6 protein-coding genes and 1 pseudogene are annotated in these 10,188 nt (G+C 44.9%); 1 reads left to right on the top strand and 6 read right to left on the bottom strand.

The window, feature by feature from the left end:
• Positions 1 to 184: 184 nt before the first annotated feature.
• The 4 genes from BACCELL_RS04685 to BACCELL_RS04670 form a co-directional block, all read right to left on the bottom strand.
• Entirely contained in the window at positions 185 to 2,386 is a 2,202-nt protein-coding gene (locus BACCELL_RS04685) for an alpha-L-rhamnosidase-related protein (RefSeq protein ID WP_007210427.1), read from the bottom strand.
• A gap of 48 nt (positions 2,387 to 2,434) precedes the next feature.
• On the bottom strand, positions 2,435 to 2,995 hold the full coding sequence (locus tag BACCELL_RS04680) for a sugar O-acetyltransferase (protein WP_022209484.1): 561 nt from the start codon (positions 2,993 to 2,995) through the stop codon (positions 2,435 to 2,437).
• A 113-nt stretch (positions 2,996 to 3,108) separates the two neighbouring features.
• A complete protein-coding gene (carB, locus tag BACCELL_RS04675) occupies positions 3,109 to 6,327 on the bottom strand; it encodes a carbamoyl-phosphate synthase (glutamine-hydrolyzing) large subunit (RefSeq protein ID WP_007210425.1) in 3,219 nt (1,072 codons plus the stop codon).
• 437 nt (positions 6,328 to 6,764) lie between these two features.
• On the bottom strand, positions 6,765 to 7,199 hold the full coding sequence (locus BACCELL_RS04670) for a DUF6078 family protein (RefSeq protein WP_007210424.1): 435 nt from the start codon (positions 7,197 to 7,199) through the stop codon (positions 6,765 to 6,767).
• A 172-nt stretch (positions 7,200 to 7,371) separates the two neighbouring features.
• Between BACCELL_RS04670 and trpS the strand changes: the two genes are divergently transcribed.
• Positions 7,372 to 8,466 carry a tryptophan--tRNA ligase gene (gene trpS / locus BACCELL_RS04665; protein WP_007210423.1) on the top strand — a complete coding sequence of 365 codons (1,095 nt, stop codon included), beginning with the start codon at positions 7,372 to 7,374 and terminating at the stop codon, positions 8,464 to 8,466.
• Between the two features lie 91 nt (positions 8,467 to 8,557).
• On the opposite strand, the gene BACCELL_RS04660 is transcribed toward trpS, so the two are convergent.
• The gene (locus BACCELL_RS04660) at positions 8,558 to 9,748 is read right to left on the bottom strand and encodes an OmpA family protein (protein ID WP_007210422.1); all 1,191 of its coding nucleotides are present in this window, start codon (positions 9,746 to 9,748) and stop codon (positions 8,558 to 8,560) included.
• A gap of 247 nt (positions 9,749 to 9,995) precedes the next feature.
• Positions 9,996 to 10,188, bottom strand: a pseudogene (locus BACCELL_RS04655) (DNA mismatch repair endonuclease MutL); the annotation flags it as partial.

Genomic DNA, 10,188 nt, shown 5'->3' with positions numbered 1-10,188 from the left:
GTACACTTTCGTTTCAAAAGCGATGCAAAGGTACAGCTTATTTTGAGATTACCAAAATAATTGCGAACTATTTTCTAAGAAAAACATACAGAAAGATATATACTTATTGAAATTCAGCAATTTAACAAAAAACTTTTTTTTCATCAAAGAATCATCCTTATAACTCATGTTTTCTCTTCCCGGTTTACGGGAGGATATAACTTCCCGGTGGAAGTACCTTTTCTTTGCCAGCAGGCAATACCACTACAGCAGTAGTACCCGGAGGAACGATTACATGTATATTCACGATACGGTCTTGTTTCTTTATATCTACCCGTATATCGCCGTAAAGAGTAGGTACCACTGCCGATGCCTCGTTTAACATACCAAGCTGCGGAGCTACCCGAAAATGCTTGAAGCCAGGCTTCAGAGGTTCTATTCCGCATAACTTTTGACTCAATATAGTCAACGGACCACCGCTCCACGCATGGTTGATAGTACCACCCCCGAAACCTTCGGCACCTATTCCCCACCCCTCGAATAAGGTAGTATAAGGATATGCCATCATTTTAGTATACCGGCTACGCATACGCTCCAATGCAAAGTTCGGTTCCCCCATCACAAAGAGAGCTTCCATGATATATTTTTCCATATAGGGACTGGCATGATATTCCTTCTTGAAAACCTTCAGCAAAGCCTTATATCTTCCCACCGGAGCCAATCCACTCACAACGGCCATAGCCTGAGAGCGGTCATCAGTTTCACCTTTATACGATCTGGAACGATAAGCGGTACCCGTCCAATAACGATTATCAAAAGCAGCGGCAATACGCTTCATCATTTCGTCTACCCGATTGGCATCGTTTTGTTTATATAAATAAAGTGCGAATTCTTTCTCAGCCTTAAGAGCCAAATAATACCAACAAGTAGTAAGAACTTCCAGGTCAACGTCAGTCCCCCAGTCGCCCCAATTCCAGTCACCGGGACGGGGAATAGGAAATCCCTGCGCATCCACCTTCCACACTTCATGCAGGTATTTTTTCATTCCCTCATAAATGTGAGGAACAAATGAATAATCACCACTATAAAATGCCTGTGTATAAAATCCATACCATCCGACAGAGGCGAGCATTTGCAGAGGCAACTCTTTACACCAGTTAGCCGATGGAACCGGAGAGGCAATAATCCCATCCGCCCGTTGCCAATTCATCAGTTCATAAATGCCTTTGACAGCCAATTGCCAGCCACGCGGGTCGAGCGCATAGAAAGCTTCACCCAGCTCGTTCACTTCATCTCCCCACCACTGCGCACGTTCGCGATCAGGGCAATCCATATAATTGTCGCGCATGGTAATATATAAGGTACGGGCACTCCGTTTCCAGAGCTCGGTAAAGAAAGCATCATCACAGGTGAAAGTCCCCTTTATGTCTGCATTATAACCCGTTTCCCGATATTTAAGCCCCAATACTTCCACTCCGGCAGGAATCACATACAGCATTTCATGTCCGTTCATCCATCCAAAACTTTCATAGTTCTGTTCACCTTCGCGAGTAATATATTCCGCCCGCACATTGTTTGCACTGCCACCTGTATAATTATCAGTCAGCATACCAATCTTCAATCCGGCAGGAGCTTTCACATGCAAGTAAGGAGTAATCTGGCAATTATATGGCAGACGGCAACGAATAGTATCCCCGGTTTCATTCTTCACCACCTCCGGGTATTCCCTTAATCCGCTATCCTTCCACATCAGAATGGGACGAGGCACCAATTTTCCAAACGGCATTTCATTCGGAAAGCCAATTTCAATGGCCGGGCCTAACTTACCCTCAAAAGAAGGTTGATTCCAGCCTGCCAACTCTTTGCGTGCATCGAAGCGGATATTACTTTCGGACAAACGATAATTAGGGAATGGCGCTTCTGTATTCTGATAAGCCTGATACACACTGCACTGCCAATTCTTATCACTGACAATAGTCACCCCCGATGCCCGGGCACTAAAAAGCAGAGCAGCAGTCCCACTGTTTACATGACTGAACCCATTCTTTCCAAAATGCCACACTAACAAGGCAATAACATTGTTTCCTTTCTTCAGATAAGGAGCCATATCCACCCGGTCATAATAAGTAGCTCCGGGAGCCGGACCACGCTTCAGCCCACCTTCAAAAACGACCAGTTCTCCATTAATCCACAACCAGTATTTAGAGTCCACGGCAATGTTGGCAATCATCTCACCGGGAACACCGGGAAGCTCGATTGTTTTACGGAAACAAAGCCAAGTGTTCGGAGTACTTTGAGAATGTTCACTGCCAATCCATCTGGATTGGGGAAGAAAATCGTCTGCTGCTTTTAATTGTCCAGCCAACATACAAACTAAAACAATAAAGAAAAGGGGGATTTTTTTCATGGTTCAAGATCGTATTTTGATTTAACAGATAACTGAATTCACATCACTTCATCGTTCCGGCATTACCTTTCTGATCACCTTCGCCGGATTTCCTACCGCCACACTATCATCGGGTATGTTTTTCGTCACCACACTTCCGGCGCCAATAATACAGCGATCACCAATTGTTACGCCGGGACAAATAACAGCACCACCGCCAATCCAGCAATCCTCTCCTATCGTCACCGGATAGGCATATTCCTTCGGAGTACGACGTTCTACATAATCCATCGGATGTTGTGGAGTATAAATCTGCACACAAGGTCCCACCAATGTATGGGCACCAATCGTGATATAACCTCCGTCCAGAAAAGTACAATTTGCATTCACAAATACGTGTTCACCCAGACGTATACCATCCCCATGATCGCAATGGAAAGGCGGGCACACAACGGATGTCTCCGGGATTCCCGGTATCAGGTCTTCCAACAATCCTCTGTAAGCCTCATCGTAAGTACTCAATTGCCGCATCCTTGCCAGCAACTTCTTGGCATATTCAAACTTTACCTGTACTTCCGGGGCAGACATATCCGCCAGTTGCGAACTACGCATTTTCTCTACTTCATTCATACTCCTGTTGATAAAGATTATAGTTTCAAAAAGTCCATCTACCCACAAAGATAGCCATAAAAAAAAGAGATGCCAATTTAGCATCTCTTTTTTAACTTCAGACAGATATCTTATTACTTATATTCCTGCCAGTTCTTGATAGCAATATCTTCCAACTTCAGTTCGCAGAATGCTTCGATGAAAGCACTTGCCAGACGAGCATTCGTAATCAACGGAATGTTATGGTCGATAGCACCACGACGGATACGGTAACCGTTTGTCAGTTCACGCTTCGTATGATTCTTCGGAATGTTGACAATCAAATCGAATTTGTGTTCGGCAATCATCTTCATCACGTTGTTCTCTGCGTCAGGACGTTCATCGGGCCAGTAAACAGCTTCAGTGCCCACTCCATGAGCATTCAGGAAAGCGGCTGTACCTGCCGTTGCATAAATCTTATATCCTTTATTGAAGAGCATGCGGCTGGACTCCAACAAATCTACTTTCGATTTCATGGCACCGGAAGAGAACATCACTCCCTTTTGAGGAATCTGGAAGCCGGTAGCAATCATGGCGCTCAGCAATGCTTCGGAGAAATCATCACCGATACAGCCTACTTCACCGGTAGAAGACATATCCACACCCAGTACCGGGTCTGCCTTGTGCAGACGGGAGAAAGAGAACTGAGAAGCTTTCACACCAATCCAGTCGATATCGAATGCCGACTTGTCAGGACGAGTATAAGGAGCATCCAACATGATGCGGGTAGCAGTTTCAATAAAGTTACGCTTCAGCACCTTAGACACGAACGGGAAACTACGTGAAGCACGAAGGTTACATTCGATTACCTTCACCTCATTGTTACGTGCCAGGAACTGAATATTGAACGGACCGGAGATATTGAGTTCCTTTGCAATCTGACGGCTGATTTTCTTGATACGACGTGCCGTAGCAAAGTAAATCTTCTGTGCAGGGAATACCAATGTAGCGTCACCGGAGTGTACACCGGCAAACTCCACATGCTCGGAAATAGCATATTCCACCACTTCACCATTCTGGGCAACAGCATCAAATTCGATTTCTTTTGTATTCTGCAAGAACTGAGAAATTACCACCGGATATTCTTTAGATACTTCAGCAGCCATTTTCAGGAAGTTCTCCAATTCTTCTTCATCGTAGCATACGTTCATCGCAGCACCCGAAAGTACATAAGACGGACGAACCAGTACCGGATAACCCACTTTCTCTACGAAACCTTTCACATCTTCCAGACTGGTAAGCTCTTGCCAAGCCGGCTGGTCGATACCCAGTTGGTCGAGCATAGCAGAGAACTTATTACGGTTTTCAGCACGGTCAATAGAAAGAGGAGAAGTTCCCAGGATGGGCACTGACTGACGATGCAGTTTCATTGCCAGGTTGTTCGGGATCTGTCCGCCTACAGATACGATTACACCGCGCGGCTGTTCCAGGTCAATAACATCGAGTACACGCTCAAAAGACAGCTCATCGAAGTAAAGACGATCACACATATCATAGTCAGTAGATACGGTTTCAGGGTTATAGTTAATCATGATGGACTTGTAACCCAGCTTACGTGCAGTCTGCACGGCATTTACCGAACACCAGTCGAACTCTACGGAAGACCCGATACGGTAAGCACCGGAACCCAGTACAACCACTGACTTTTCATTCTTGTAATAGTTTACGTCATAACCCTCAACGGCGTACGTCATATACAGGTAATTAGTCAGTTCAGGATGCTCGGAAGCAATCGTATTAATACGTTTTACAGCCGGCAGGATGCCCAACTCTTTACGACGTGCACGCACCATCAGATTTTCTTTCTCCATATTGCCTTGCGGCTCGAGTACGAAACGCGCAATCTGGAAGTCAGAGAAGCCCAGCACTTTTGCCTGACGCAATACGTCGGCCGGAATATCTTCCACCTTATTATATTGGGAAAGCTTCAACTTATAGTCAACAATGTTCTTCAACTTGCCAAGGAACCAGGGATCAATCTTGGTCAGGTCAAAGATGCGGTCTATCGTATAGCCATTCTCCAAAGCTTCAGCAATAGCAAATACACGCAAGTCGGTAGGACGTGAAAGCTCACGATCCAGATCATCGAAGTGCAGGTCGTTGCCTACAAATCCGTGCATACCCTGACCGATCATACGCAAACCTTTCTGGATGATTTCTTCGAAAGAACGTCCGATAGACATGATTTCACCTACAGACTTCATGCTGGAACCGATTTCACGGGATACACCTACGAACTTCGTCAAGTCCCAACGAGGAATCTTACAAATCAGATAATCCAGTTGCGGAGCTACATATGCTGAATACGGAGTACCCATTTCACCAATCTGATCGAGCGTATAGCCCAATGCGATCTTAGCGGCCACGAATGCCAACGGATAACCCGTAGCCTTAGAAGCCAAAGCAGAAGAACGCGACAGACGGGCATTCACCTCAATCACACGGTAGTCGTTAGTTTCCGCATTAAATGCATACTGAATGTTACATTCGCCCACAATGCCCAGATGACGGATACACTTCGTAGAAAGATCTTGCAACATCTTCACCTGCTCGTCAGTCAGCGAACAAGTCGGAGCCACTACAATAGACTCTCCCGTATGGATACCCAGCGGGTCGAAATTTTCCATGCTTGCCACCGTGAAGCAGTGGTCGTTAGCATCGCGGATTACTTCGAACTCAATTTCTTTCCAACCTTTCAGAGACTCTTCTACAAGAATTTGTTTAGAGAAAGCGAAAGAGCTTTCGGCCAACTTCAGGAACTCTTCTTTATCCTGGCAGATGCCGCTACCCAAACCGCCCAGTGCATAAGCGGAACGAACCATAACCGGAAAACCGATGCGTTCAGCAGCAGCAATTGCATCTTCCATACTTTCTACAGCTTGGCTGACGGGAGTTTTCATATTGATCTCGTCCAGCTTCTTCACGAAGAGGTCACGGTCTTCCGTATACATGATAGCTTCCACCGAAGTTCCTAATACGCGCACACCGTACTTAGCCAGCACACCGCTTGTGTACAACTCGGCACCGCAGTTCAGAGCCGTCTGACCACCGAAGGCCAACAGAATACCATCGGGACGTTCTTTCTTGATGATTTCTTCTACGAAATAAGTGGTTACAGGCAAGAAATAAACCTGATCTGCAATACCTTCCGATGTTTGGATAGTAGCAATATTCGGGTTCACCAACACTGAACTGATACCTTCTTCACGCAGAGCCTTCAATGCCTGCGAACCGGAATAGTCGAACTCCCCGGCCTGACCGATCTTGAGTGCACCTGAGCCCAAGACCAACACTTTCTTCAAATTCTTTTCCATATATTCTCTTGTTGTCTATTAAGTTTCTTCCTATACATTCGGGCACAAAAAAAATGCGTTACCCAACAAAGGATTAACGCATTACCAAAGAACTAACAATATCTTCTCAGAGAAAGAGAAATCATCGACTAACGAATGAAATTCATTCGAATACAGATTATATGTATCTCTTTTTCCGTGTTGTTGCATCGTTGTTTTAAAATTTGTGCAAAGTAACGACTTATTTCGATAATAAACAAATTTAGAGCCTGTCTTTATTCTCTATATTTATTTAAAATAGCAATTGCCTCCTATAAGCTATTTAAAAGCATGATATAGTACCGCCATTAGTTTCATCAGCTGAAACTTGTAGTTTCATGCCTTGAAACTATCAGTTTCTCGGTGTGAAACTACAGGTTTCAAGGCATGAAACCGCCAGTTCCACACCGAGAAACTAATCACCACTTATAGACTTCCGAATAAGACTCAAACTGAAGTGCGTCGGTAATGCCGTTCTGAGTAAATATATGCCTGATATATCGCTGACCTTCAGGCGTAATGAAACGCTCTTTACGGTAGATCCGATAATAATGCGTCTTGCCGAAGTAGGAAACAATCTGGTGCCGCATATCGGCTGCCAAGCTAAGAGGAACATCGTCAAATAAGTTTCTTACCCCCCATGCCACACGTATCTTCTGGATAGGCAGGAAATAGGAACACTGAGAAGAATCGGCAGGAACAGCTGCCGGACTGAGAATTGTAATCAAAGGTTTATCAGCCGTGCAATGCCGCGCAGCCAAACGGCGCAAGCAAGTATCTGACCTGGAACAATCGTCCTTGAAACAATGAATAAACCCTTGAGGGACCGCTTGATAATCAAAATCTGTTTTCATCGCGTTTTATATTAAGTATATTTCTACAAAGGTAAACTCTTTTTTCAGGAAAAGCAACAAGAGTATGGTTTCTCTTTCGCTTCTCTAAAGAATTATGAAGCTAAAGTCAGAGAAAAACGTTACCTTTGTATTCATTTTCAAAGAAAAACATAATAAATAGAATAATATAAATATGTCTAAAGAGAAAATCATCCTCACGGGCGACCGCCCTACAGGACGCCTGCACATAGGACATTATGTGGGCTCATTGAGAAGAAGAGTGGAGTTGCAGAACTCCGGTTTGTATGACAAGATATTCGTTTTCATTGCCGATGCACAAGCATTGACTGACAATGTGGACAACCCGGAAAAGGTACGTCAGAATGTTATCGAAGTGGCGCTTGACTATCTGGCATGCGGACTGGACCCGGCAAAAAGCACTATCTTCATTCAATCTCAGATTGCCGAACTGTGCGAATTGAGTTTTTACTTCATGAATATGGTGACCGTAAGCCGCCTGCAACGTAATCCTACAGTAAAGGCAGAAATTCAGTTGCGCAACTTCGACGCCAGCATCCCAGTAGGTTTCTTCACCTACCCCATCAGCCAGACTGCGGACATTGCCGCTTTCAAGGCAACAACTGTCCCTGTGGGCGAAGATCAGGAACCAATGTTGGAACAGGCACGCGAAATCGTTCGTCGTTTCAACTATATCTATGGCGAAACACTGGTTGAGCCGGAAATCCTCCTGCCCGAAAACGCCGCCTGTCTGCGCCTGCCCGGAACAGACGGAAAAGCCAAGATGAGCAAGAGCCTGGGCAACTGTATCTACCTCTCCGACTCTGCCGACGAAGTACAGAAGAAAGTGAAAGGTATGTATACCGATCCCGACCACTTGCGTGTACAAGACCCGGGTAAAGTAGAAGGCAACCCTGTATTTACTTATCTGGATGCTTTCTGCCGCCCCGAACACTTCGGCCTTTACCTGCCCGAATATCCGAACCTCGATGAACTGAAAGCACATTATCAGCGTGGCGGTCTGGGTGATATGAAGGTGAAAGGATTCCTTAACTCCATCATGCAGGAGACGCTGGAACCGATTCGCAATCGTCGCAAAGAATTTGAAAAAGACATTCCTGCCATCTATGACATGCTGAAGAAAGGTTGCGACGCAGCACGCGAAGTTGCCGCCGCTACATTGGATGATGTACGCAAAGCAATGAAGATCAACTATTTCGACGATACGGAACTGATAGCAGAACAAGTGAAGAAATTCAGCGGAGAATAAAAAACAATATCCTCTGTTACGAGTAACGCCCTGACCTCCCGTAGAATCTACGAGAGAACAGGGCGTTCCCTTTTTAATGGAAAGACTATATTTAGTTAGCAGATTTCACTAATACCACACGGTTCAGGATCGGTTGACCAAATTTGTCTACACCACCACCGGCTTCCACATTCAAGCGATCGGCAGCAATACCGTAATTCTTAACCAATGCATTCTTAACAGCTTGTGCACGTTTCAAGCTCAACTCCTTGTTGAATGCCGGAGTACCGGTTGCAGAGTCAGCATAACCGTTTACGGTGTACGTTGCATTCGGGAACTGTTTCATTTGTTCTGCCAGATAAGACAGGTTCATGATTTCACGCGGAGACAATTCAGCAGAACCAATCTGGAAGAATACGGTACGCGGTGCGATATCCGGATCCGGAACAATCACCTGTGTTTCTGTTACTTCAGCCACCGGCTGGTTTTCAGCCTGTACCAATGCATTCTTCAATTCTGCATTCTGTGCACCCATCATAGCCAACTTATCCTGCATGGCGGCCAGTTCGATCTGAGAAATCAACTGCGGCATCGGACGACGGAAACCACGGGCGGGGAAACGATAAGTCAGACCAACCGTAGCGCTCAATACGCCATCATATCCGTGATCACCACCTACTTCACCATCAAATTTATCTTCAGCAGCCATTGCGCTCAATTCCAGGTTAATATCTACCGCATTCGAAATACGGAATTTATTGATAATACCTGCATTCACGGACAAAGCTTCGCGATGAGGTTTGGAGTAATTGTGAGTGAAACCGGCACCTACATAAGGAATAATCTCATAAACACGATGCTGATTATAACCTCCGAAAAGAGCATTCAGATTGAACATCACGTCACCGTGCAAGTTCATATAGTCAAAACGTTGTTTATAGTAACCGTCTTTCAGCTCGGCACCCTTCACGTAGTCGGCACCTTTATCATAAGTAAAGCCTCTAGCCTGCAAACCGCTATATTGCAGACGCAATCCCAAACCGGGAGTAAACCATTTACCGACAGAGATATTCAATGTAGGACTGATACGCTTACCAAAACTTCCTGCACTATCATTATCACCAAAAGTAGCTTCAGCACCGCCGCCGATAGAGAAGAACCAATTGCTCCAGAAAGGATTGGTGATTACCTGATATTTATCCTGTACCTGGATAATTTCGTATTCGACTACTTCAGTCTTCTGTTGCGCCATAGCAGCAGAAGACAAACCGGCCAAAGCCAGTAACATTAGAATCTTTTTCATATACCTTAAATAGTTAAGTGGTTAATTTAAATTCATTATTGTAACTGTTTAAATAACACCATCCGAACTAAAAGGTTTTACGAAGATAGTTTTTTTTGTTCCGACCGCGCCACAAGCCGGGCAGGAAGGCTTCTATACAGATAAATAAATAATGATTCGCCCCTACAAGCACCTTAATCAGTCCTGTAGGGGCGAATATCATTCACACGTATGTGCGAAATTGTTTTAACAAATAGATTATACTACTTTAACGAGCAAATAGTTTTTCAATATCTTCTTCTTTAATCGTTGACAATACGGTACGTCCATCCGGTGTATAATTCGGAGTAGGACAAGCAAACAGATTATCAACCAGATTAGCCATTTCTTCATTGCTCAACACCTGGCCGTAAACAATGGCAGCAGCCTTCGCCAGTGTCAGAGCCAACATCGTTTGCACG

This window comes from Bacteroides cellulosilyticus DSM 14838, from assembly GCF_000158035.1.
GTDB classification, from domain to species: domain Bacteria; phylum Bacteroidota; class Bacteroidia; order Bacteroidales; family Bacteroidaceae; genus Bacteroides; species Bacteroides cellulosilyticus.
The sequence above is the reverse complement of the archived record's forward strand: the minus strand, read 5'-3'. Positions and strand labels throughout refer to the sequence as shown.

Coding starts and splice junctions, on each gene's coding strand:
- BACCELL_RS04680 (WP_022209484.1), bottom strand. CDS start 2,995: ATGAATGAAGTAGAGAAAATGCGTAGTTCGCAACTGGCGGATATGTCT.
- BACCELL_RS04660 (WP_007210422.1), bottom strand. CDS start 9,748: ATGAAAAAGATTCTAATGTTACTGGCTTTGGCCGGTTTGTCTTCTGCT.
- trpS (WP_007210423.1), top strand. CDS start 7,372: ATGTCTAAAGAGAAAATCATCCTCACGGGCGACCGCCCTACAGGACGC.
- BACCELL_RS04670 (WP_007210424.1), bottom strand. CDS start 7,199: ATGAAAACAGATTTTGATTATCAAGCGGTCCCTCAAGGGTTTATTCAT.
- carB (WP_007210425.1), bottom strand. CDS start 6,327: ATGGAAAAGAATTTGAAGAAAGTGTTGGTCTTGGGCTCAGGTGCACTC.
- BACCELL_RS04685 (WP_007210427.1), bottom strand. CDS start 2,386: ATGAAAAAAATCCCCCTTTTCTTTATTGTTTTAGTTTGTATGTTGGCT.